Below are 22,038 nucleotides of genomic sequence, written 5' to 3'. Positions count from 1 at the left end.
GGAATACGCCCTATGCAATTGCGCGATCGAAATCGTGGTGCTTCGCCGATGATCGGCCTGACACCGCTGATTGATGTTGTCTTTATCCTGCTGATCTTTTTCATGCTGGCCTCCAGTTTCCTTGACTGGAAGGGTTTCGAGATGTCGGTGACTGTCACAGACGGTCAGGCGCGCAGCAGCAGCGACGTCCGTCCGGTAACAGTCAATGTTGATGCAAATGGTGGTTTATCGCTGAATGGCGAAGCCGTGCCGATTTCCAATCTTGCCGCGGCCATTTTACGCAAACATGCTGGTGCCAGTGTTCATCTGCGCCCGATCAACGGTGCCGATTTGCAGCATCTGATTGTTGTCATGGATGCGCTGGGACGCGGCGGTGTGACTGATGTGGATCTGATCGAATGAAGCGTCGTATCCAGATCCCCGATGACAGCCCGGCACAGGAACCGATGTTGCCTTTGATCAACATCGTCTTTCTTTTGCTGATTTTCTTCATGATTGCCGGAAGCTTGCAAAAGCTGGGACCATTTGATGTGGACCCGCCGGCAAGTTCCACGGCCGAAAGCCAGCCCGAAGATACGATTGTGCTGTGGTTTGGCAAGAATGCCGAAATTGGCATTGATGATCGTCAGGGCAAGATTGCCGATCTGGCGGCTTTGCTACCAGCCGATTATGCCGGGCGGCCAGTCGAAATCCGGGCAGATCGTACCACCGAAGGCGCACGTGTCGTTGCCCTTTTGAAACGGTTGCAAGAGCTTGGCATTGAAAAGGTCCAGTTGATGACCGCCATGGAAGCAGATCAGGGCCAAGACGGATAGAAAATGTCGAAACGCATTGATTTCCTGATCGCGACCGGGTTGACCGGCATTGTTCTTGCCGGGGGTATTGTTCTTGCCATGCCTGAACCACAGCCTGCCGGTTGGGGCGGGGCGGGGGCCGTGCAAAGCATTAGCATCTCGCTAGGCAGCGGACAGGCGACCGAGGGTGAAGCTGAAACACCGGAAGAAAGTGCCGATTCCGAAGACAGCAAACAGGGTGAAAAACCGGTCGAGGAAGTAGAACCTCAACCGGAACCTGTTCCCGAGCCGGTTGTTGAGCCGGAGCCCGAACCAGAGCCGGAACCGGTTGTCGAAACCGTGCCTGAGCCCGAGCCCGAACCGGTCGTTGAACCGGAACCTGTTCCCGAACCTGTTGTCGAGGAAGTGGTCGAGCCCGAACCTGAACCTGAACCGGTCCCCGAAGTCAGTCCTCTTTTGGCAGACGTTATGCCGGTCCGCAGAAAGCCCGAGCTACCCAAACCGACACCGGAACCGGCAAAAGCGCCCAAGCCTGTTGAAAAGGCCGCGGCCGAACCGGTCGAGCAGCCATCCGGCGGCCCGGTGGATTCAGTCAAATCCCAGGGGACGGTTGGCGAAGCAACCCAAAGCCAGGCCGCAAGTTCCGCGTCGGGCAGTGGCGGTGGTGCTGCAATGAGCAGCGCAGCCTTTGTCGATTACCAGACAGCTGTTGTGCAGATGCTGATGCGTTATCGCGAATATCCTGATCGCGCCAAACGGCGCGGTATCGAAGGGCAGAATATGGTCCGCTTGATTATCGAGCGCGATGGCACGGTTTCCCTTTTTGAAATGATCAGCCCGAGTGGCTCATCCATTCTGGATCGCGCGACGCAGGATATGATCGAACGGGTCAAACGTTTTCCACCATTCCCCGAGGATATGGCGCGCACAGAAATGACATTGACGATCCCGGTGATCTACGACCTCCGCTAAACAGAAAAATGCCAGTCCGGAAGACTGGCATTTTTTAGGACTAGCATTTTTTGTGTCAGAATGGCGGGCTTAGTCCGAACTGTCTTCCCAGACATATTCAATCTGTTCGCGCCATGCGAATTTATCCAGATGTGAAATGATGACGCCTTTCATCGCCTTGATCCCGTCGGCTTTCTCTGACTGTCCCTCAAAGCGCAGGGTGGTGTTATCGGCCTGAATGATGCATCGGCCCATCGGAAAGCTCACATGCCCCTTATCGGGGGTAAAATCGACTTCTACCTTATGGGCAAAGTGCTTGCACAGTTGTTGCAGATATTTGCTGGCATGTTCGGTCTGAACCGATCCTTTGGTTTTGAACATGGATTTACCGATCTCTGATGGTTTCTTATGAGGAAATTGATTGCAGGGGTTTAAGGTTGATCAAGGCCGATCCAGTAAACCCCATCCAGTGCCACCGGCTGGAACCGGTCAAAGAACTCGGCAAGGGTCGCGTCTGGATCAAGGTCGGAAAACTGATCGGGATGGAACCACTTCGCCATCGCCTGTAACAGTGTCACATTCATCGGCGTGTTATAGAAATGATGCCACGCGGCATAGACTTTGCCGTTTTTAACAGCGTCGAGCTGTGGCAAGCCGGTGCGTTCCATGTTCTTGGCCAAGGACGCGCGTGATGTTTCGGCATCGGCGTAGGTTCCAAGTATGATACGGCCCACATTCTGCTCGTCGGTCATTGTTGCCCCGCCAATTGCAGTTGCCACATATATATCCGGTTGATCGACCAGTAGCTGTTCGACTGAAATCTGGCTGATGACCCCGGGAATCCGGTCGGCGAAGATGTTTTGCCCACCCGCCATTTCAACAAATTTGCCGATCATCTGGTTGCCCATCGCCTCGCAGCAGGAACCATGCAGGCCAACCCGGCTCTCAAGGAAAACTTTGGGTTTGTCAGAGATGGCTTGCAGGCCGGATGTGACCTTGGCCAGATTGTCTTCGTAGAATTTGATGAATGCCTCGGCCTGATCTTCCTTGCCCATCAGTTTGCCAAGAATGCGAATACTTTTGGGGGTGTTTTCAAACGGTTCGCTGCGGAAGTCGATCATGACAACCGGGATATGGGCCGCCCCGAATTGTCTTAGGACCTCGTGGCTATCCGATCCGGGGCCATGACCACCGTTTATACCGAAAATTGCAACATCGGGTTCAACTGTAATCGCCTTTTCAACGCTGAATGTTGCTTCGCCACTGCGTCCCACCAACGGGATATCGTCAATTTCGGGAAATTTTGCCTGATATTGGGCAAAGGTTGCGGGATCAAGGTTTTTAAATTCGCCCATCATTCCGGCAACCCAGCGGACCGGATTTTCGGGGTCAAGGATGCCAAGGCTTGGCAAAAAGCGGCCTTCGCCAAGGATCATATGTTTAACGGGGACCTCAATGGTGACCTCGCGACCCGAGACATCGGTCAGCGTGATGGTTTCTTTGGCCTGGGCCAATCCGCCGATCATCGACGTGAGGGTTGCCAGAGCAAGAAGGCATTTGAATTTCATGGCAAAAGTCCTGCTGGAGTATTTATGGGGTGGCATACGTTCTGAAACGCCGAAATGGGCGGCACGAATGCCACCCATCACGGATTTCAAACCGGCTGGAAAATTGTCTGATCAGAACGTCACCTTTGCAGAAACAAGGAAGGTGCGTCCCGGTTCGTGATATGGTTCTCCGACTTGAGCACTGTCATAGCCCGGGGTTGCACGGTCGATATAGTCGCGATCAAAAATGTTCAGGGCATCAACGCGCAGGGTCACCGCGTTATTCAAAGCTTCCGGCGTCCATTCCCCGTAAAGATTGGCCACGAAATAGGTATCGAGTTTCGGGAAACCGTTTTCCTCGGGATCATCGTTTGCCAGAGCAAGTTCGGACGTTGTACCGACCCGCACACCAAGGTCATCCCATCCGTGTGCAACTTCAAAGGTGAAGATATCGCCCTGCAGAACGCCCTGATAGGATGCATTGGTGCTGAGAGGCGCATCACCATCTGTTTCGACATCCGTGTGGGAATAGGTCACACGGGCAAAACCCGGACCGTAGTTGTAAGCCGCTGACAGGTTGTAGCCCTGCGTGACGAGATCGATGGTTGTGTTGCGGTAAACCGTACTGCCAACCACGGATCCGGTCAGATCGTGGGAATCATCAATCTTGTTGTAGAATACGTTACCGTCAAGCGACCAGCCACCTTCGGAATAACGTGTGCCGACCTTGAAGTTTTTGGAGCGGGAAGGCGAAAATCCGTCATAATTCCAGACGCCACTGAAATTGTAGATCGCGGATTCACCAAGTGGAAGTCCGCCAAACTGTGTGCCAGCTCCGCCATAAACAGTAACCGTTTCAACGACATCGTACTCGGTATTCACGTTGCCGCTTAGTCCGAATTCCTCGAAATCGGTTCCGTCAACGCCTTCGAACCACTGACGGTCTGCACGGCCACCAAATGATACGCGCCAGGCATCGGTCAGCGACAGTCGGGCTTGCGAAAACGCACCGATGTTGGTTGTGGTTTCGCTATAGCTTCCGTCGCGGGGCGTGCGGTCATGGGTGCCGGTAGCTTCATCGTGATAGAAATCCATACCGGCCGTCACATCGCCCATGCCGACATCAAATGTATTGGCAGCCTTGCCGTTGATGGTCTCGATCTCGGACTGTACATGATAGAAATTCGGACCGCCCTGAAGGCGGGGAACATCAAGATTGGTTTTACTGTAATTCAGGCTAAATTCCGGTGCCAGCAGGTCTCCCGGCATTTCATCGACATAGCTGACACCCAGCGATGTATCCTTGTAGGAAATCCATTGTGGCAGTTGCCCGCCAGCAAGCGATCCGAAGTTCGGCCGGGCAGGGCGCACGCCCTCGTCTTCGAAATGGCTGGCAAAGGCTTCGATCCGCGATCCCTCGTTCCCGGTGAACGCAAATTTGCCAAGCCCATTCTTGCTGCCATCTGCGGTACCGACAACTTCATCGCCGTCGCCATCCTTGTAGTTGCCCTGATTGCTGTTCTGGACATAGCCAAGTGCTTCAAACCCATCATGCTGACCGGCAATCGTCAGCCATTCGCTAAAGCCTTTTGTATTGCTGTTATACTGGATTTTGGCCGATCCACCGAAAGGATCGTCCGGTGACAGAACGTCACGTGCATCCTTGGTTTCGTATGCCATCGATCCGCCAAGCGCGTTCGGTCCCGCGTCAGCAGGCGCGACACCGGACTCAACGCGCACGGTTTTGAGCATGCCTGGATCAATCAGTGCCGTGCCGATATGGTGATAGGTTGAGTCAACCTGTCGTGTGCCATCAATCTGGACATTGAGCTTGGTATTCTCGATACCCTGCACATAGACCTTCTGGGAGATCTTGGTTGGTCCGCCAACAGTTACTGCGGCTTCTCCCGCGAAGACATCCTTGATGTCCTGGGGGTTGGTGCGATCCAGTTGTTCCTGGGTGATCGTTACACCACCGGCTGCCGTTTGGGCGGTATCCCGGCTAGCGGTAACTTCGATCGGCGTTAGGATGGTTTCGTTTTCGGCTTTGGTTTCTTGTGCGATGGCTGCGACCGGCAATACCGTCAGGGCAACGCCGGCAAGCAGGGTTGCGCGGCACAGGCCATAAACCGGTTGACGGCATTTGCCCGGCAATACCGGTCTGGATGACTGCGACATGCTGATTTCCTTATCAAATAAATTTGCCAAATGCGAATGATTTTGAATATTATTAGCTGGGTGGTTCGGGCAATCGTAATACCGTTTGCGAGATCGCCATTGATGTTTGCGAAAACACAAATATCGCTCGTGGCAGGAAATCAGGACTTGGAAAGGCTTCGATATGGCGTTTGATCAGCAGCATGCGCCGCAACGGGTGCGGCGTAATGTGACACGGCGCGAAACCATCACCGGTCAGCAGCTTGAGGATTTCGGAACAGCGTTGCCTGGAAACGCCGCTGACGGTATTCGTCGTCGCCCGATGATGAGCGGACGGCTATCCAACGACAATCTTCAGTCATTCCTGAACATTCACACCACCGATACCGTTAGCATGCAGGATGCTGCGGTGAAATTTCCGGTCAATCCGGCGGTAACTGTGGCGATCGTCTTGCGGGGGCGGGTACGCGGTGCGTTCGATAATGTCCCGTTTGACCTTGATGCCCGTATACAGCCGGTCGGGTTTATCTGGGCGTTATCCCAACCGGTCATGCTGCATCGAGAATTGCAAAAGGGTGACGATGTCAGCAAGGTGATGATTTCCGCAAAGTATGACTGGGTCGTCAAGCGGGTTTGCAACGGTGACAGTCGACATGCAGCCATCAACGATTTCATTCATGCCGGGATTTCCGTGCGCCAATGGCAACCATCGCGTCGCGCAATCGCGCTTGCCGATCAATTGCTGTACCCGCCAACCGATGATCCGCTGTTTCGAGATTTGTATGCCGAAAGCCGTGGATTGGAAATTCTCGCCGAGGCACTCGGTTCGCTGCGCCCGGACGCTGAATTTATCGCGGAGGGAAGTGCCGAACCCGACGCACTTGAACATCACCAGAAGGCCCAGGAAATTCGCGATTATATCAAAGACCATATTCTTGATGATCTGACATTGTCAGGGCTGTCTGAAAAGCTCGGCATGAGCATTGCCAGCCTGCAACGCATTTTCAAGAATGCCTATGGCACCACTGTCAAGGATTTCATCCGCGAGAGCCGCCTGATCGCAGCGCGCGATGCCATGGAAAAAGACGGCCTGACGATTGGTCAGGCCGCCTGGATGGCTGGATATTCAAGTCCGGCAAATTTTGCAACCGCGTTCAAGCGGGTCTTTGGCATATCACCTTCCGATGCAAGGGATCGGTAAAACCGCTGCGCTCAACTGGTTTCTGTCAATCGAGACACAAAGTTGTTCACATCGGTCTTAAGCTGGCGGGAATGCTGTTTAAGAACCTGCGAAACCTTGTAAACTTCTTCTGCGACCGTTCCGGTGCGATGCGCGGTGCCGCTGACCGATTCCAGGCTGGTGTTGACATTGCCGTTTGCCGACGAAACGGATGTGATGTTCGTGCTGATTTCCGTGGTTGCAGCGGCTTGCTGTTCGACGGCCGCCGAAATGGCGGTGATGGAATCAACAATTGAACTGATCTGGCCTGCAACCTCGCGGATTGCTGTAACTGCGGCCGATGTATTCTGCTGCACATTGTTGATCTGGGTAGTAATATCGCCGGTTGCCTTTGCCGTCTGGTTAGCAAGGTTTTTGACCTCGCTTGCGACCACGGCAAAGCCTTTGCCCGCATCACCGGCGCGTGCCGCCTCGATGGTGGCGTTCAGCGCCAGAAGGTTGGTCTGATTTGCAATTTTATCGATCAGATCGACAACCGTTCCGATTTGCTCTGCCGAGACATTCAGCGATTCAATGACATCCGACGTCGCCTGCACGGAACTTTCAACTTCGTTTGATACAGTCGAGGCACGCGAAATCTGGCTTGAAATCTCGCGAATGGAACTGTCAAGTTCTTCGGCTGATCCTGCCACTGTCGATGCATTTGAAGCCGATATCTCGGCGGCGGATTTTGCGTTTTCCACCTGTTCGGTGGTTTGCCCCATGCTGCTGATCAGGGTTTCCGAGGCGCTTGACATGTCTTCTGCCGAACTTGCCAGTGCTTCGACGACCTTGGAGACGGTTGCCTCGAACTCGCCCGACATTTTCGCCAAACGGTTGCTGTATGTTTTCTGGGTTTCCTCGTAATAGACGGTGATTGCCATTTCCATATCGACAAGAATGGCGTTGGTTGAGGCCGTCACGATTTGGGAAACTGCTGAATCTTTGCGGAAATATGCATAAAGAATATCGCAAAGCCGGGCGAGCAGAAAGTTGTATGCCGAAACATAGGATTCAGGTGTCAAGCCGATGATTTCATGGGCTTTCCCGATCCGGCGTACATCGTCATAATAGACTTGGTCAAATGTACCGTCGAACAGCTTTGCCCAGTGTTTGCGCTGTGCATTTTTCAAGCGTTCGATATTTGATGGATCACCGATAATTTTTGCCAGATCACGGCGGGCCATCACCTTGCGGTAAAATTCGTCCAGTATCGGGGCCAGATTTTTTTCGATTATTGGCCATGCCTTTTTCAGATGAGCCGCTTTCCTGTCATCAAAATCGATGAATTCAAGACGGCGTTTAAGTTCCTGATGCATTCTTGTCCCTCGTCGCTCGCTATCACAAATTTCCGGGGTGCGTGGCAGTACCTTAGGTTGGATATGAAGATTATAATGTTAACTATCCAAAAGGGTGGGAAAGGTTCGGTTTTGAAGTGAACTTTCAAAATATAACGTTTTCTGCCAATTGTTTGCAGCATTATCTAATAATATATGGCGCAACAAATGCAACTATGGCGGGTGTTTTGTGTGGCCAAGATCACGAATGTGTTTCTGGTACGTCGTCAGGCAGATCAATTCTGTCCCTGATGAACGCGAAGGAAACATCATGCCGATCAATGCCAACCAGTTGCGTCAATCCATTGTTCGTCCAGTTTTGCAAAATCTTGGTCTGTGGTCGCAGGCCGCGGAAAATCTGATCATGGGAACCGCCGCCCAGGAAAGTGGCCTTGGCACCTATGTTGAACAGGTCGGCGGTGGTCCGGCCCGCGGGATTTTCCAGATGGAACCAGCAACCCTGAATGATTGCTATGTCAATTTTCTGGATTACCGAGCCGATCTGAAGGCAAAGATTGATGCCTATCTGGCGCCGCAACCTGACAAGGCAACGCAGTTGGCAACCAACAATGCCTATGCTGCTGCCATGTGCCGGGTTCGTTATATGCGGGTCAGTGCCGCCTTGCCCGATGCAAATGATATCCCCGGTCTCGCGGCCTATTGGAAGCAATATTACAACACTGCCGGGGGCAAGGGGACGACGGACGAGTTTATCGCCAATTACAATCGTTACCTTGGCAGCAGCTAAGCTGCCGTAACGTCGGCGAAAAAATCCGCATTGTTCTACGCAAAAATAGTGGCATATGCGCGATCTTTTCGCCAAAATCCCCCAACGCTTAGCGGTGATTGCGCAAAAAATCACCAAAGTAAAAGAGTTTAGGGGGTTACAATGAAACGTCGTCAGTTCCTTAAAGGGGCCGGTATTGGTGCCGGTGCCGCGGTTGCGGCCAGTGTTGCCGCACCGGCCATCGTATCCGCACAGGAAAGCCTGAATTGGCGGATGGTCATGCCGTGGCCCAAAGGGACGCCGGGCCTTGGCACCAATGCCGAAAAATTTGCCGCCATGGTCAAGGAAATGTCCAATGGCCGTCTGAGCATTTCGGTTTTTGGTGCGGGCGAAATCGTCCCGCCGTTCGAATGCATGGATGCAGTCGAACAGGGCGTGGTCGAAATGGCGCACGGTACCCCTTATTACTGGCAGGGCAAGAATCCGGCGCTGAACTTCTTTTCGACCATTCCGTTTGGTCTGACGGCGTGGGAACTTTCCGCCTGGCTGCGTTTCGGTGGCGGGCAGGAGCTTTGGGAAGAAGCCTATGCCGAGTTTAATGTTGTGCCGTTCTATGCCGGTAACTCGGGCATGCAGGCAGGTGGCTGGTTCAACAAGGAAATTAATTCGGTTGAGGACCTTAAGGGCCTGAAAGCCCGTTATGCCGGTCTGGGTGGCGAAGCGATGCGCCGTTTGGGTGCAAACATCACCATGCTGCCGCCGGGGGAAATTCTGCCTGCGATGCAGTCCGGTGCAATTGATGCCGCCGAATGGGTTGGCCCTTGGAATGACCTTGCATTTGGCCTCTATCAGGTTGCCAAATTCTATTATACCCCGGCCTTCCATGAGCCCGGACCGGGCCTTGAAATCTTTATTTCCAAGGAAAAGTTCGACGCGCTTGGCGCCGATCTGCAGGCGATCATCCGTTATGCAGCACAGGCGATTGCCGAAAATACGCTAGCCGACTTTACCTACAATAACCTGCAATCCTATCAGCCGTTGATCGACAAAGGGGTTGAAGTGCGCCAGTTCTCGGACGATGTCATTCTCGCACTGGCCGAACAGTCGAATGCCGCCGTCGAAGAGATTGCCGCCAAGAATGATCTGAGCGGCAGGATCGCTGAGAGCTATCTTGCGCTGGTCAAGAAAGCCGCCCGTTACGGCAAGGAATTCGAGGCGACCGGTCTTTTGCAGCGTGCAAAGGTCTGGGGCTACTAAGTTCGGATGCGGAAATATAATCATCGGAAAACGGGGTTGCCTTCGGGCGGCCCCGTTTTTGTTTGCCACACTTAGGGGTGAAAATTGACCGGCCTTATATACAAGCCATGCGTGTGGCGGGATGCTGCATCCCGCAAAGATGAATTGTTGGGGGCGGCAAAAACGCTAACTTCGAACGCTTGCAAAGTTACGAATGTAATATTCGAAGCTGTTTTGCGCAAAAAATTGCCAATATGAATTGGGGAGCCCCACAATGAAACGTCGTCAGTTCCTGACGGGTGCCAGCATGGCCGCCGGTGCCTTTGCCGCCAGCAGTGTCGCACCTTCAATTGCCAAAGCCGATGAACAGATCCACTGGCGCATGGTGATGCCCTGGCCGAAAGGCACGCCGGGCCTTGGTGCCAATGGCGAAAAATTCGCCGAGCGCGTGACCAAAATGTCAGGCGGCCGCCTTAAGATCACCGTTTACGGTGCAGGCGAACTTGTTCCGGCATTCGAATGCATGGATGCGGTCGAGCAGGGCGTGGCCGAGCTGGCACATGGTACCCCCTATTACTGGGCGGGCAAGGATGCCGGTGTAAACTTCTTTTCGACGATCCCGTTCGGCCTGATGGGCTGGGAGCTTTCGGGCTGGCTGCGTTTTGGCGGCGGGCAGGAACTTTGGGATGAGCTTTATGCCCAGTTTAACGTCAAACCGTTCGCTGCCGGGAATACCGGTTTGCAGGCTGGTGGCTGGTTCAACAAGGAAATCAACACCGTCGACGACATCAAGGGCATCAAGATGCGCTATGCCGGGATCGGTGGTGAAGCCATGCGTCGTCTGGGCGCCAATGTGACGATGTTACCCGCAGCCGAAATTCTGCCGGCCATGCAGTCCGGCGCGATTGATGCCGCCGAATGGGTTGGCCCATGGAACGATTATGCGTTTGGTCTGACGCAGGTTGGCAAATATTATTACACGCCGGCCTTTGCCGAGCCGGGCACGGGTATTGAAGTGTTTGTCAACAAGGACAAATTCGCGGAATTGCCCGAAGACCTTCAGGAAATCTTTGCCGTCGCAGCACAGGCCAATCTTGAACAGACGCTGGCAGATTTCACCTTCCACAACATCCAGTCCTATCAGGCGGTGTTGGCCAAGGGAGCGGAAATCCGTCATTTCAGCGATGATGTGATTGCAGCCCTTGCGACCGAGGTCAAGGCAGCGGTCAAGGAAATCGCCGATCAGAACGAACTGAACGGCCGTATTCATGCGTCCTACATGGATTTCGTGAAAAAGGCTGCACCGTATGGAAAAGAGTTCGAAGCCACCGGCCTTTTGCAGCGTGCCAATGTCTGGGCCGATGCGTAACAGGCTTTCGGTCTGATCGTAGACGAAAAACAAAAGCGGCATCTTCGGATGCCGCTTTTTTCATGCCAATGGAACCGGCTCACAGAACCGGGGCAGATGCCTAATGCACGGTTGGCGAACCGGGGGGCAGGGGTAGGTCGAAGGTGAATTTGTCCTGACCTTCATATTCTTCAAGCGCGATCCGCTTGACCAGTTCCGAACCAAGCGCCAGCGAGGTTTCAATCGCCCATTTAAGCTGATTTACCGCCCCTTCGTTGCCCGCGGCGAGGGCTTCGGGGAGGATGCGTTCCTGCAGGAATTTGGCAACCCCGGCAAAGGCACGGGCGGCACTTTCGCAATTGGCACGTTCAACAACAAAGCGTCCGGAATGTTCGATGGCGGTCGCGATGCCGGAAAGATGGCCCATCATGACCTTTATCTCGCGGTCGTCGCTTTCGGTTTTCTTTGCGACAAAGCGCAGAATTCCGGCGTAAAATCCATAATCGGAAGGCATGTCGATCCTGATCGTTCTTGGTCTTTGGTCGGGTTTGGATTTGCGTCGTTTTAGTCCATAAGCGCGCCGTGGTATAGTCTAAACGCCAACCGCCTGATCTGGCGGCATTATCGATACGCGGAGCCATAAGCCGGATGCTTCAGGGCGGACTTATTTTCATTGTTGCCATGGCCTATATCGGGCTTCTGTTTGCGATTGCGCATTATGGTGACAAATATGCCGAAAAATGGCGGGCATCGCGCCTGAAGCCCAGCATCTATGCGCTTTCGATGGCGGTCTATTGCACGAGCTGGACGTTTTTCGGATCGGTCGGGACTGCATCCACACGCGGCTGGGCGTTCCTGCCGATCTATATCGGTCCGATCATCATGATGGTTGTCGGCTTTGGTGTGATGACCAAGATCGCCACCGTGTGTCGCGAACAGAACATTACCTCCATCGCCGATTTTCTGGGCTCGCGATATGGCAAAAGCCAGAGCCTGGCAGCCCTTGTGGCGATCATTGCCGTGATCGGGGTTCTGGCCTATATCGCGCTTCAGCTTAAAGCGGTGTCGCTGTCATTCGATGTTCTGATCGGCGAGGTCGGCGAACAGATCGTGCGCCACAGTGCCGCAGATTTTTCCAAGGATACGGCGTTTTACGTCACCATTCTGATGGCGGTTTTCGCGATCCTGTTCGGGGTGCGTTATATCCATGCGTCCGAACATCATGACGGGCTGATCCTTGCGGTGGCGTTCGAAAGCCTGGTCAAGCTGGTGGCGCTTTTATTCGTTGGCCTGTTTGTGGTTTACGGCCTGTTTGACGGTTTTGGCGACATGCAAATTCGGGCAGCAGCCAATCCCGACATTACCGAAATGTTCAAGCCCGATGCCTGGCTGACATCGCATTTCTTCATTTCGACCCTGCTGGCGCTGTTTGCGATTTTCTGTCTGCCGCGCCAGTTCCATGTGACATTTGTTGAAAATGACGACAGCCGGAATTTGAAATCGGCGCGCTGGCTTTTTCCGGGTTATCTGATTGCGATCAATATTTTCGTCGTGCCGATTGCGATTGCCGGGATTCTGCTGTTTGGCGGTGATCCGGCGGTCAATCCCGATACGTTTGTTCTGACCCTGCCGTTGCTTGGCGGGGAAAACTGGCTGGCGGTGTTTGCCTTTGTCGGGGGGCTTTCGGCCAGTACCGGTATGGTGATCGTATCCTGTGTCGCGGTGTCCACGATGGTCTGTAACGATCTGGTCATGCCGCTTTTGCTGCGGTCGCAGAAATTGCAGGGACGGTTCGCCGGGGATGTCAGCCAGGTTCTGCTTAAAGTTCGCCGGGCCGCGATCATTGCCATCCTGTTTCTGGCCTATGGCTTTTACCGGTTCCTGTCGGAAAAATACGCGCTGGCCGATATCGGGCTTTTGTCCTTTGCCGCAGTGGCGCAATTCGGCCCGGCGGTTCTGGCGGCGATTTACCTTAAATCGATCAACCGCACCGGGGTTCGCATCGGTCTGATTTCCGGTTTTGTGCTGTGGACCTATACCCTGCTTCTGCCAAGCTTTATCCAAAGCGGTCTGTTGCCGATGTCGATCCTGACGGACGGGCCGCTTGGCATTGGTATCCTGCGCCCGCAGGCACTGCTCGGCGTCGGGATCGAGGACCATCTGACCCATGGGGTTGTCTGGTCGCTTGGGGTTAATTTCGTCCTGATGTTTGTCGGATCGGCGATTGGTGTGCAGGGTGTCACCCAGCGCCGTCAGGCCCAGCTTTTTGTAGATATCTATCGCAAGGATACCAAGGCGCGCAATGACACTTGGCCCGGCCGTGTGACCCTTGGCGATCTTGAAGACCTTGCCGCGCGCTTCCTTGGCAAACACTGGGCGCAACGTGCGTTTCGCACTTACCTCAAGCAGCGCGGGGATGACAGCAAACGATCCGACATTGCCGATTTTGATGCGGCGAATTTCACCGAACATCTGTTATCGGGCGCGGTCGGGGCGGCGTCATCGCGCGTGGTGATGGCGCTTCTGCTGCCCGATAAGGCCGTATCGCGCCGCGATGCGATGGAGCTTCTCGACGAGGCGTCCGAGGCGATCAAATTCAACCGGGACCTTTTGCTCAATACGCTGGAAAACATTTCGCAAGGGGTCGGGGTGTTTGACCAGAATTTGCGTCTGGCGACATGGAACCATCGCTTTATTGATCTGCTGGGCATCACCGCAAGCGACATTCAGGTCACGTTGCCATTATCGGAACTTGTGGATATCTGCCGCGACAATGGTGCACGGGCGGTCGATATCGATATCCTTCTGGGCCGCAATGCCGCCCCGCAAATGCGACGATTGCCCCATACCTATGAGCGCAAGCGGGCGGATGGCATGGTGCTTGAAATGCGGACCAACCCGATGCCCGATGGCGGGTTTGTCGCGACCATTGCCGACATCACGGCCCGTGTCCGGACCGAAGAGGCATTGCGAGAGAGCGAGCGCAATATTCGCATCTATACCGATAACATCCCGGTCATGATCGCCTATGCCGACAAAAACCAGCGGCTTCGTTTTACCAACCGCCCGTATGAGCGGATGTTTGGCATCCGCCGGATCGAGGCGCATGGCATGGCGGTGCGCGAAGCGGTGGGCGAAGAACGCTATGTCCGGCTGGAGCCGATGATCCGCGCGGTGCTTGAAGGCTATCGCCAAAGCTTCGAGATCGATTTTCCCGCCCCCAAGGAAGGCTGGGGGGCGAGTGACGGTAGCGAACGCGAAGCCCGTTATGCCGAGGGGACATATATCCCGCACTTTGACGAAACCGGCGAAGTGCTTGGTTATTTCTGTATCTATCACGACATCACCGAACGCCGGAATGCCGAACGCGCGCTTAAGGATGCCAACGAAGGGCTTGAGGCGCGTGTGACGGAACGTACCCACGCGCTTGAGGAACTGAACTCGGAGCTTTCGGTTGCCAAGGAACAGGCCGAAACGGCGAACGATACCAAAACCCGGTTCTTTGCCGCGGCCAGCCATGACCTTTTGCAGCCGCTTAATGCCGCGCGGCTGTTTACCGTGGCGCTGGGCGGCAAGGAGCTTCGCGACGATATCCATGATCTGGTCAACAAAGTTGATCTGTCGCTTAAGGGGGTTGAGGAACTGCTCAACGAGCTTCTGGATATCTGCAAACTTGATGCCGGGGCCATGCAACCCACCATCCGTGATTTCCGGGTTTCGGATGTGCTTAATGCGCTCAAGACCGAATTTACACCCGTCGCGGAAAAGGCCGGGCTTCGGTTTGCTGTGCACCCGCGCGATGTGTGGGTGAAAAGCGACAGCAGGCTTTTGCGCCGCATCCTGCAAAACTTTATCTCCAACGCGCTGCGCTATACCCGCCATGGCGGGGCGGTGGTCGGCTGCCGGATGCGCGGTGACAAGATCAGGATCGAGGTCTGGGATAGCGGGCCGGGCATACCCGAGGACAAGCTTAAAATCATCTTCCGCGAATTCCATCGCCTTGAGGGGCCGGAAACCACCGATGTGAAGGGGCTTGGCCTTGGCCTTGCGATTGTCGATCGTCTTGGCCGGTCGCTGGATCATACGGTTTCGGTGCGATCGCGCCCGGGGCGGGGGACGGTTTTCTCGGTCGATGTGCCGATTGGCATTGTGGACGAGGCCGCAATGCCCAAACCACGCCGCCGGATGGCAGGCGAACTGGGCGGTTTGCGCGTCCTTTGCATTGATAACGAACCCGATATCCTTGATGGCATGCGCGCCATGCTGGAAAACTGGAATTGCGTGGTGGCGACTGCGCGGTCAGGGATTGATGCCGAGAAGCTTCTGGTTCCGCAGAAAGTAGTGGTGGACAAGGAGGGATTCGAACCTGTCTTTGCCCCCGATATCATCCTTGCCGACTATCACCTGAGTTCCGGCGAAACCGGGCTTGATGTCCTGATCAGGCTGCGGGACCAGCACGGCTTTGACATTCCCGGCGTGGTGATTACGGCGGATCGTAGCACCGATACGGCAGAACTGATCCGCGCCCAGCGATTCGCACTGCTGAACAAGCCGCTCCGCCCGGCAAAACTGCGCGCATTGATGACACGGGCATTGAACCGGCAAAGCTCGGACGCGGCGGAGTAGGGTGCCAAGTATCCTGTAAAGCATTGAAAAACTCTACTTTTTTCCTGTCGGAGAATTTTCTTTGATTTTCCGGAAAATTGTTCTTGATTTGTTCTTTTGTTTATGGCATAAAGACAAAGTCAACGGGAGAAATGCACCCGGACCCAAAACCCGCAAAGCGTGATTCGCTTTCGCGGGTTTTTGCGTATTCGGGCCAAAGACAGGAAAACGACGATGACGGTGCAACGATCTGGCAGGTCGAAAGGGCGGCGGCGACATCGCCAAAGGGGTATCAATAGCGCGTGGAAAAGTCACTACGGCGGTATTGCGTCCGGGTGATGAGCCCTTGGAGAATTTGTGGAAAATTGGTGTGAATCATGACGGGAGAGATGTGCCCTTTGGGTGAGGGCGAGCCGTTCGGAGCGAGGTGATCCGGGGTGAGGCGATGCCGGGGATCATCTGGCTTGGCGACGGGACCGATGATTGCGTTCGGAAATGCGGGAAGGTCAGTCACCGACGGCGACAATTGCGCTTGCCTTGCATTCATCGACCGTTACTGGTACGGCGACCTGAGTTGCAGGCAGGTGGAGCGACCGTCCAACTCGATGCCATCGTCGGAAGGTGCTGTTTTGGTGTCAGACCGTCGAAGGTAGCTTTGCCGAGGGAAAACATGTGCCGAACTCACGTTGGGTATGCTGCGACGTTAGGGGGGATCGAATGCATCGATTTTGCTGCTGGGTTGTAGGGAGGTTAAAGTGGTTGATGTGCTAATTAAGTCAATCTAAAGTAGTTGATGTTCATGTTTGATGAGGCATCAGCTAAATGAATTCGATTGGAATCCGTCTTTATAAGATTACCCTTCAAACTGGGGCCAGAAGGGAAGAAGCTGACCTCTCTAATGCGGGTATCGATACATACAGTTTGATAAATAGGTTCTTGGTGCAGCGCGCCAATGCAATGGACATAAACGATCGACAGCGTACTTGGCATGTAGAACGCCGAGAGGCAGATGGGCGTTTCATTCGCGGTGTATTTAAATACGGCCACTATGGTTACCAGGCCGACCTCATTGACGGAGCAACTAGCGAAAACAGATACCGTCGGCAGTCGACAGATGTTGAAGTAATTCCCCTGTATTACTCTTTCTGGATTCCAAATCGAGGTAACATTGGAATTGCAGCATTCCAGTCGTTTCAGGGGAAGTCGTGTATCGATATCGTTGCTAGCGATCTAATGCACTATTTCTCCAACCTCCACCATGAGAGTAAGCTTTTAATTCGTAAGACAATGCCGTCTTCAGGTGACGCTGCACTTTTAAATCAGCAGGTAAAACGGCTTGTGTGGACCAAAAAGAATCAAAGTGCGGACACTGCTGATGAACTTAGGAATCTTCCGATCACAGAGTTCGACGTTGAAATGACATTCAAGGCAAAGCGACGTGGCAGATTTGGGTCTTTGCGCGATGTGCTGCGTGAACTTCAGGATGTGACGGAGAGGTCAACCTTTGTTTACCAAGGCGTGGAGTTCGAGCAGGGATGCGCCGAAGTTCTGATTGGTAATAAGTTGCAAAAAGTTGGTGTGTTCGGTTTCCATTCTAACGCCGGTGTTATCGACATTACAGATCAGGTTCAAATCGTTGACGGACATCCGCTGTTTGAGAGCATTGTGCCAGTCGTTGACGGATTGACTGCTGATATGTTCACCGAGTTAACGACCTGAGAAGATGACCAAATTTAATGTACTTTACATAATCTCAGATCACATTGGGACATTAAGGACAACTGATGGAAAGTTGTCCTGCATTGATGTGTTTTTGATGTATGTCGTGCCGGGATTGATCGGGGGAATCGCATTCTTTGACATTCTTCCTATTGAAAAATCGGTCTTTGGAGTTTCCATTTCCGTTTTTGCTATATTCTCTGCATTACTTCTCAATGTTCAGATTGCGATATTTGGCATTTTTCAGCGTAAGTGGATTCTAACAGGGGATACGGTTGTTGATCAAAAAGCACAAAAAAAATATGATTTGAGGAAAAATCTTCTTTCTGAGCTTAATACCAATATATCATACTTAATATTGATATCTTGTTTCTCGGTTACTTTTTTCCTTGTTTTCTATGTCGCAAATTTACCGTATTTTTTAGAGGCATTTGCGGGTGTTTATTTGTATATTCATTTTCTTATTACTTTGATGATGGTGATAAAGAGAACTCATGTCTTATTCCAGCATGAATACTCAATGGATACTGATTTAACTGATTAGATTGGTTTTCAAGGTTATTCCCTATTTTGCGGACAATGCCAGTTTAGCCCCCAGCAGCACAAACACCCCGGCAAAGCTTTTCCCCAACCAGTTCATGATCCTTGGCCGTTCGATGACGTGGCTTCGAAGTGCACTGGCAAACAAACCATAGACGATGAAAACCGCGAAGGTGAGTGCCATGAAGGTCAGGCCGAGCAGGGTCATCTGGGTGGTGGTTCCGCCGGCATCCGGGGTGATGAATTGCGGTAGGAAGGCCAGGAAGAACAGGGACAGTTTCGGGTTGAGCGCGTTGATCAGGATGGCATCGCGGATGATTTTGGCAGCATGGACCGGATCGGATTTGGCGGTGACTTTCATCGCACCCGTGCCACGCCACATGCCCCACGCCATGTATAGCAGCCACGCCACGCCGAGATAGCGCAGGGTTTCAAAGGCAAGCGCACTGGTGTGCAGCAGGGCCGCAACGCCAACGATGCTTGCCCCCATGGCGGGCAGGATGCCGAGCGTACAGCCAAAGGCTGCCCAGATGCTCGCCCTCATGCCGCGCCCAAGACCAATGGCAAGGGTATAGATCACACCCGTGCCGGGTAGCAGGACGACAACAAGTGAGGTCAGGAGATATTCGGGGCTGATCATGATGGCATGGTTCCGTTTTTGGTTTAACCTGATCAGCCCAGTTAAGCGCGTTTTGATCCGGTATTCTTGAACGGAATTGCAGGCCGGAGAACGATCAGTTTGCCCTTACGGCTTTTGCATAACGCCCCGGTGACAGGCCATAGGCGCGGGTGAAATGCCGGTTCAGGTGGCTTTGATCGGCAAAGCCCGCAGTGGCGGCGACCTCGGCCAGGGGGGTGCCGGTTGCGATCAGGCGGCGGGCGAAGTCAAGGCGGCGCTGGATGATATAGGCATGCGGGGTGAGCCCCGTTGCGCGCGTGAAATGGCGGACGGTCTGAAAGCGGCTTAGCCCCGCCGTGCTGGCAAGATCGGCCAGCGACAGGTTTTCGTCCGGGGCATCGTCAATCATGGATATGGCGCGCGCGATACTGGCATCGGCACCGCTTCGTGACCGGTGGTGATAATGATCGGGTTCGCCCGGCACAATGATCGCGTGATGGAGCAGAAGAAACAGCATTTCCTCGCGCCGCAGGCCTGCATTTTCATGGTCGCCTTTGGTGATGGCGGCAAAAAGATCAGCAAAGCAGTGCGCGACGGCGGGCGATGTTATGACCGGGCTTGTGAATTCGTAGTGGTCTGATTTGCCATCTGTCATGTCACGCGCCGCATCACGGATCAGGTCCGGGTCCAGATACAGCATGTTCCAGCCACGCGGGGTATCTCCAAGCGGGGTGCCGTCATGGACTTCGCGGGGATTGACCGTGAGGATATTGCCCGCCCCGGCTTCGACCATGCCGCGCCCCGAAAGCGATTTTTGTGCGCCCTCAAACATGAAGCCGATGCCGAACTGTTCATGACTGTGTTTGGCAAAGCTGTGGCATGTCCTGGCCTTGAGGGCCAAAACGCCGGTGCAGTCATGAGACAGGATGCGAAACGGTTCGTCTGATGCGTCTGACATGCCAAAAGATTGGCAGTTTCCGATCCGTTTCGCAATCAATTCGGCACAAGTGCGGGATGGCTTAGAACCGTTTGATCAGGCCAAAACGGATCGTGTGCGACTGAAAATCGGCTTCGTGCTTGAACGAGCCGGTAAAGGAGGCAGCCGCCAACGGAACAAATCTGTCAAAGGACTGACTCTTGTCGACGATTTCGGGATAGTAGTTGAAAACGTAATCCCCGCGCAGCGACCAGCCATCTCCGAGATTATAGGCTGCCCCCACATTCGACGAGAGGCCAAGTGCCCAGCTTGTTTCATCAAAGTCAACGGGCTGGCCGCTGCCATTGTCGTCAACATAACGGAACTTGTATTTGAACTGGCTGAGCGACGGACCCGCGGCGGCATGGATCATCCAGTTATCGAACGCATAGCCGATTTTCGGCCGGATGCTGAAGGCGAAGTTGGTTTTGACGGTGGTTTGCGTCGAAAAGTCTATCGTGGGAGAGGACGTGAAAGTCACCGGCCCGGCGTTTGAGGTTTCGGAATAATCCATAACCGTCAGGTCGGCTTCGATGCCATAGATCATGTTGCCCTGCCGGTAGTCATATCCGAACAGGCCGGAGCCGGAGGCAGAATAGCCGTCTATTTTTTCCTGCAAGCCCGGGCGCAGCTGATCAAGGTCGCTTTGTTCGCTGAAATAGCCGCTGCTTTGGGCTTCGCTATCGGGATTGGATACGCCATACATGCCGCCAAGCGCAAACCCGCCGTAAAAGCCCTGCCAATCAAGATTTTCCGATGCTTTCGCATTAAATGTTGTGATGGAGAACGCCATCACTGCGGCGCAGGCAAAGGTGCCTGAAAATCCGGCTTTACAAAGCATGCCTGTCCCCTAATTTCTTGTTTCATAAGCTGAAATTGAGGGAACAGTATTTTATATTAGCCGGGGCTTCAATGGCTTTGATCGCAATGGTTGCACAAATAAACCTTAGGGTTGTTTTGTGAGGTCAAAAATCAATTCAGATTGTTATTGGGGCCGAGCATTTCGCGAAGCCCCCCCAGACCTTCGACATGTTTGGCAAAGACGCTGGTGACGATGAGCAACGGGACGGCGACCAGCACACCAATAAAGCCCCAGATCCAGCCCCAGAAGGCAATGGCAAGGATCACCGCCACCGAATTGATGCGAAGCCGGTTGCCAACAAGGGCCGGGGTGAGGAACTGGCCCTCGATCGCGGTGCAGGCGAGATAGATCGCAGGCGGCAGGATGGCGGCCGTCGTGGTTGGCATGGAAACCAGTGCCACCATGCCGACAATCCCGACACCGACAACAGCACCGAGCAACGGCACAAAATTGAGCACGCCTGCGACAATGCCCCACAAAACCGGATTGGGCATGCCGACAATGGCAAGCAGGGTGCCGATCAGGATGCCAAGGCAGATATTGATCGCCGATATGGTCAGAAGGTAGCGCGAAACTTCGCGTTCGATATCATGTGCGATGCGCAGGCCCTTGCGCCGGTCGCCAAAGGTCGGCAGGGCGCGGACCATTTTTTCATAGACCATGTCGCCTGATGACAGGATGAACAGCAGCAGCACAAGCATGAGCGCAATTCCGGCGACGATTTCCGGTGCGCCCTGGGCGGCCTGACTGATCATGTTGGGTTCCTGAACCACGACCTTTTGCGTATCGGCTTCGTTATTCTGATTGGTTGCTTGTTCGACCTGTTTTTGCACGTCGCGCAGTTTTTCAAGCGGCCCGCCAAGATCGGCAAGGCGCAGGCGCAACTGGCGTTCGATCTGCGGCGCGTCGTCGATCCATTTCGATACCGGGTCGCTTAGTCCGTAAACGCCGGCAATCACCGATGTCGTCAGGGTCAGGACAATCGCAAGTGCGGTCAGGCTTTGCGGGACGCGATAGCGTGCGAGTGTGCGCACCACCGGCGAGAAAACCAGTGCCAGCAAAAAGGCCAGTATCACGGGCAAAAGCAGGCTTTGGGCGACATAAAAACACCCGAAGGCCAGAATGACGAAGGTGCCGATGACCGATACCGTGCGCGCCCGGCGATAGGCGCGTGCACGCGCGCTCAGCATTCTTTGTTGGGCTTCGTCGGCTTCGTCGATTTCGGTAGGGGCATCCGCAGCACCGTTTTCAATGGCGGGGGTGTCGGATGCCTTGATGGGATCGGTCATGCAATATGCTCCGGGCGGAATTCTGCCGGGCATGATGCAGTCGGCAGGAGAATATCGTCAGTGTAACGTATTGCCGCCGTGGGATGTTCCGCAATCGTCTGAAACGGAACGG

At 54.1% G+C, this 22,038-nt stretch carries 19 protein-coding genes; 10 read left to right on the top strand and 9 right to left on the bottom strand.

The window, feature by feature from the left end; all coding sequences use genetic code 11:
- The first annotated feature begins 12 nt into the window (after nt 1-12).
- Genes J7395_RS18245 through J7395_RS18235 form a run of 3 tightly spaced genes read left to right on the top strand, consistent with a single transcriptional unit; the run spans nt 13 to nt 1,766 of the window.
- On the top strand, nt 13-402 hold the full coding sequence (locus tag J7395_RS18245; RefSeq protein WP_209223014.1) for a biopolymer transporter ExbD: 390 nt from the start codon (nt 13-15) through the stop codon (nt 400-402).
- Nucleotides 399-815 carry a biopolymer transporter ExbD gene (locus J7395_RS18240; protein WP_209223012.1) on the top strand — a complete coding sequence of 139 codons (417 nt, stop codon included), beginning with the start codon at nt 399-401 and terminating at the stop codon, nt 813-815. The genes J7395_RS18245 and J7395_RS18240 overlap by 4 nt, the downstream gene beginning before the upstream one ends.
- A 3-nt stretch (nt 816-818) precedes the next feature.
- Nucleotides 819-1,766, top strand: coding sequence for an energy transducer TonB (locus J7395_RS18235; RefSeq protein ID WP_209223010.1), 948 nt, complete (start codon nt 819-821; stop codon nt 1,764-1,766).
- Between the two features lie 69 nt (nt 1,767-1,835).
- On the opposite strand, the gene J7395_RS18230 is transcribed toward J7395_RS18235, so the two are convergent.
- From J7395_RS18230 to J7395_RS18220, 3 genes are all read right to left on the bottom strand, one after another.
- A complete protein-coding gene (locus J7395_RS18230) occupies nt 1,836-2,126 on the bottom strand; it encodes a DUF2218 domain-containing protein (RefSeq protein WP_114111859.1) in 291 nt (96 codons plus the stop codon).
- A 50-nt stretch (nt 2,127-2,176) separates the two neighbouring features.
- Complete coding sequence (locus J7395_RS18225; RefSeq protein WP_209223008.1) at nt 2,177-3,313, bottom strand: ABC transporter substrate-binding protein; 1,137 nt, start codon at nt 3,311-3,313, stop codon at nt 2,177-2,179.
- A gap of 111 nt (nt 3,314-3,424) precedes the next feature.
- Nucleotides 3,425-5,470 (bottom strand): TonB-dependent receptor, encoded by a 2,046-nt coding sequence (locus tag J7395_RS18220; protein ID WP_209223006.1) that lies wholly within the window; start codon nt 5,468-5,470, stop codon nt 3,425-3,427.
- Between the two features lie 163 nt (nt 5,471-5,633).
- Between J7395_RS18220 and J7395_RS18215 the strand changes: the two genes are divergently transcribed.
- Nucleotides 5,634-6,650 (top strand): AraC family transcriptional regulator, encoded by a 1,017-nt coding sequence (locus J7395_RS18215; protein WP_231858226.1) that lies wholly within the window; start codon nt 5,634-5,636, stop codon nt 6,648-6,650.
- Between the two features lie 11 nt (nt 6,651-6,661).
- On the opposite strand, the gene J7395_RS18210 is transcribed toward J7395_RS18215, so the two are convergent.
- Nucleotides 6,662-7,987 (bottom strand): globin-coupled sensor protein, encoded by a 1,326-nt coding sequence (locus tag J7395_RS18210; RefSeq protein WP_209223004.1) that lies wholly within the window; start codon nt 7,985-7,987, stop codon nt 6,662-6,664.
- 289 nt (nt 7,988-8,276) lie between these two features.
- Between J7395_RS18210 and J7395_RS18205 the strand changes: the two genes are divergently transcribed.
- From J7395_RS18205 to J7395_RS18195, 3 genes are all read left to right on the top strand, one after another.
- Nucleotides 8,277-8,753 (top strand): hypothetical protein, encoded by a 477-nt coding sequence (locus tag J7395_RS18205; protein ID WP_209223002.1) that lies wholly within the window; start codon nt 8,277-8,279, stop codon nt 8,751-8,753.
- A gap of 141 nt (nt 8,754-8,894) precedes the next feature.
- Nucleotides 8,895-9,989, top strand: coding sequence for a TRAP transporter substrate-binding protein (locus tag J7395_RS18200; RefSeq protein WP_062951429.1), 1,095 nt, complete (start codon nt 8,895-8,897; stop codon nt 9,987-9,989).
- A gap of 253 nt (nt 9,990-10,242) precedes the next feature.
- Complete coding sequence (locus J7395_RS18195) at nt 10,243-11,337, top strand: TRAP transporter substrate-binding protein (RefSeq protein ID WP_209222999.1); 1,095 nt, start codon at nt 10,243-10,245, stop codon at nt 11,335-11,337.
- Nucleotides 11,338-11,437: 100 nt separating this feature from the next.
- Here the strand turns inward: J7395_RS18195 and J7395_RS18190 are convergent, their stop codons facing one another.
- Complete coding sequence (locus J7395_RS18190; RefSeq protein WP_114123763.1) at nt 11,438-11,830, bottom strand: hypothetical protein; 393 nt, start codon at nt 11,828-11,830, stop codon at nt 11,438-11,440.
- A 134-nt stretch (nt 11,831-11,964) separates the two neighbouring features.
- On the opposite strand from J7395_RS18190, the gene J7395_RS18185 reads away from it, so the two are divergent.
- The 3 genes from J7395_RS18185 to J7395_RS18175 all read left to right on the top strand — a co-directional run bounded on the left by J7395_RS18185 (nt 11,965) and on the right by J7395_RS18175 (nt 18,184).
- A complete protein-coding gene (locus J7395_RS18185; RefSeq protein ID WP_209222997.1) occupies nt 11,965-15,942 on the top strand; it encodes a NahK/ErcS family hybrid sensor histidine kinase/response regulator in 3,978 nt (1,325 codons plus the stop codon).
- 801 nt (nt 15,943-16,743) lie between these two features.
- The gene (locus J7395_RS18180; protein WP_209222995.1) at nt 16,744-17,640 is read left to right on the top strand and encodes a hypothetical protein; all 897 of its coding nucleotides are present in this window, start codon (nt 16,744-16,746) and stop codon (nt 17,638-17,640) included.
- Between the two features lie 4 nt (nt 17,641-17,644).
- Nucleotides 17,645-18,184, top strand: coding sequence for a hypothetical protein (locus J7395_RS18175; protein ID WP_209222993.1), 540 nt, complete (start codon nt 17,645-17,647; stop codon nt 18,182-18,184).
- 21 nt (nt 18,185-18,205) lie between these two features.
- Here the strand turns inward: J7395_RS18175 and J7395_RS18170 are convergent, their stop codons facing one another.
- The 4 genes from J7395_RS18170 to J7395_RS18155 form a co-directional block, all read right to left on the bottom strand.
- Nucleotides 18,206-18,820 carry a LysE family translocator gene (locus J7395_RS18170; protein WP_209222991.1) on the bottom strand — a complete coding sequence of 205 codons (615 nt, stop codon included), beginning with the start codon at nt 18,818-18,820 and terminating at the stop codon, nt 18,206-18,208.
- Nucleotides 18,821-18,914: 94 nt separating this feature from the next.
- Nucleotides 18,915-19,757 (bottom strand): AraC family transcriptional regulator, encoded by an 843-nt coding sequence (locus tag J7395_RS18165; protein WP_209222989.1) that lies wholly within the window; start codon nt 19,755-19,757, stop codon nt 18,915-18,917.
- A 61-nt stretch (nt 19,758-19,818) separates the two neighbouring features.
- Nucleotides 19,819-20,616 carry an outer membrane beta-barrel protein gene (locus J7395_RS18160; RefSeq protein ID WP_209222987.1) on the bottom strand — a complete coding sequence of 266 codons (798 nt, stop codon included), beginning with the start codon at nt 20,614-20,616 and terminating at the stop codon, nt 19,819-19,821.
- A 131-nt stretch (nt 20,617-20,747) separates the two neighbouring features.
- The gene (locus J7395_RS18155) at nt 20,748-21,926 is read right to left on the bottom strand and encodes an AI-2E family transporter (protein ID WP_209222985.1); all 1,179 of its coding nucleotides are present in this window, start codon (nt 21,924-21,926) and stop codon (nt 20,748-20,750) included.
- Nucleotides 21,927-22,038 lie beyond the last annotated feature (112 nt).

Origin of the sequence: Thalassospira sp. A3_1, from assembly GCF_017744215.1 — a bacterium.
Taxonomy (GTDB): domain Bacteria; phylum Pseudomonadota; class Alphaproteobacteria; order Rhodospirillales; family Thalassospiraceae; genus Thalassospira; species Thalassospira lucentensis_A.
Note: the sequence above shows the minus strand (reverse complement) of the source record. Positions and strands in the feature narration are given on the sequence as shown.

Excerpts from the sequence above, each read along its gene's own strand:
- J7395_RS18235 (WP_209223010.1), top strand. The coding sequence starts at position 819 with ATGTCGAAACGCATTGATTTCCTGATCGCGACCGGGTTGACCGGCATT.
- J7395_RS18175 (WP_209222993.1), top strand. The coding sequence starts at position 17,645 with ATGACCAAATTTAATGTACTTTACATAATCTCAGATCACATTGGGACA.
- J7395_RS18205 (WP_209223002.1), top strand. The coding sequence starts at position 8,277 with ATGCCGATCAATGCCAACCAGTTGCGTCAATCCATTGTTCGTCCAGTT.
- J7395_RS18190 (WP_114123763.1), bottom strand. The coding sequence starts at position 11,830 with ATGCCTTCCGATTATGGATTTTACGCCGGAATTCTGCGCTTTGTCGCA.
- J7395_RS18165 (WP_209222989.1), bottom strand. The coding sequence starts at position 19,757 with ATGTCAGACGCATCAGACGAACCGTTTCGCATCCTGTCTCATGACTGC.
- J7395_RS18170 (WP_209222991.1), bottom strand. The coding sequence starts at position 18,820 with ATGATCAGCCCCGAATATCTCCTGACCTCACTTGTTGTCGTCCTGCTA.
- J7395_RS18160 (WP_209222987.1), bottom strand. The coding sequence starts at position 20,616 with ATGCTTTGTAAAGCCGGATTTTCAGGCACCTTTGCCTGCGCCGCAGTG.
- J7395_RS18155 (WP_209222985.1), bottom strand. The coding sequence starts at position 21,926 with ATGACCGATCCCATCAAGGCATCCGACACCCCCGCCATTGAAAACGGT.
- J7395_RS18200 (WP_062951429.1), top strand. The coding sequence starts at position 8,895 with ATGAAACGTCGTCAGTTCCTTAAAGGGGCCGGTATTGGTGCCGGTGCC.
- J7395_RS18225 (WP_209223008.1), bottom strand. The coding sequence starts at position 3,313 with ATGAAATTCAAATGCCTTCTTGCTCTGGCAACCCTCACGTCGATGATC.
- J7395_RS18215 (WP_231858226.1), top strand. The coding sequence starts at position 5,634 with ATGGCGTTTGATCAGCAGCATGCGCCGCAACGGGTGCGGCGTAATGTG.
- J7395_RS18195 (WP_209222999.1), top strand. The coding sequence starts at position 10,243 with ATGAAACGTCGTCAGTTCCTGACGGGTGCCAGCATGGCCGCCGGTGCC.
- J7395_RS18185 (WP_209222997.1), top strand. The coding sequence starts at position 11,965 with ATGCTTCAGGGCGGACTTATTTTCATTGTTGCCATGGCCTATATCGGG.
- J7395_RS18180 (WP_209222995.1), top strand. The coding sequence starts at position 16,744 with ATGAATTCGATTGGAATCCGTCTTTATAAGATTACCCTTCAAACTGGG.
- J7395_RS18240 (WP_209223012.1), top strand. The coding sequence starts at position 399 with ATGAAGCGTCGTATCCAGATCCCCGATGACAGCCCGGCACAGGAACCG.
- J7395_RS18230 (WP_114111859.1), bottom strand. The coding sequence starts at position 2,126 with ATGTTCAAAACCAAAGGATCGGTTCAGACCGAACATGCCAGCAAATAT.
- J7395_RS18210 (WP_209223004.1), bottom strand. The coding sequence starts at position 7,987 with ATGCATCAGGAACTTAAACGCCGTCTTGAATTCATCGATTTTGATGAC.
- J7395_RS18220 (WP_209223006.1), bottom strand. The coding sequence starts at position 5,470 with ATGTCGCAGTCATCCAGACCGGTATTGCCGGGCAAATGCCGTCAACCG.
- J7395_RS18245 (WP_209223014.1), top strand. The coding sequence starts at position 13 with ATGCAATTGCGCGATCGAAATCGTGGTGCTTCGCCGATGATCGGCCTG.